Source organism: Achromobacter sp. GbtcB20 (genome assembly GCF_019091095.1).
Taxonomy (GTDB): Bacteria; Pseudomonadota; Gammaproteobacteria; order Burkholderiales; family Burkholderiaceae_B; genus Achromobacter; species Achromobacter mucicolens.
This window is the reverse complement of record NZ_JAGXJZ010000168.1, coordinates 1-599: the sequence shown is the minus strand read 5'-3', so window position 1 is coordinate 599 and position 599 is coordinate 1. Positions and strand designations below refer to the sequence as shown.

Sequence of the window (599 nt, the reverse complement as noted above, 5' to 3'; positions counted from 1 at the left end):
TTGGCTGCGTTCATATGCAGCCGGCGCCTGATAGCAGTACCTTGATCTTGATCAATAAGACTCTCTGTACCCAGCTACGGGTACATATACCCGCGCAACGAACCAGCAGACCAACTTCCAACTCACCTCAGGGGCTCAGCGCACACAGCCAGGTCTGCGCGCGATCGAGGCGCCGAGCAGGCAGACGTTCGGCACTGACCGCTGAGGCTATCGACGATCGGTGACCGGATCACGACCGAGCAAAGGCCCCCGCGCGCGGTGTGGGCGTAGCGATGGGATACACAAGCGCATGATGTCGGCGCCTGCCGCTAGGACTGGGCACGTGGCAGTCACGGAGAAAAAATGTCCCGCTCGCGTAGCAACGTGGCCGGCCGGGTAGATCCCAGAATCAGGCAAAGAGATACGCCAGTTGGCTGGACGGACCGCAGCGCCCTCGGACTACTGCCGCAGATGGGGCAATACCAAGTCAAACCTGGTGACAAGCTCACTGGAGGTCACGGCAACAGAGCCACCATGTGCCTCCGCAATCGATTTCACGATGGCAAGGCCAAGACCGGCGCCCGCCGTATTTCGTTGCCGTGCCGGATCAACTCGGTAGA

Annotated in this window: 1 protein-coding gene; it reads right to left on the bottom strand. The window is 60.8% G+C overall.

Translation table 11 applies throughout. The features are described 5' to 3' along the window. Positions 1-438: 438 nt before the first annotated feature. A partial coding sequence (locus KVT32_RS28385) for an ATP-binding protein (RefSeq protein ID WP_254637056.1) occupies positions 439-599 on the bottom strand: 161 nt, incomplete at its 5' end.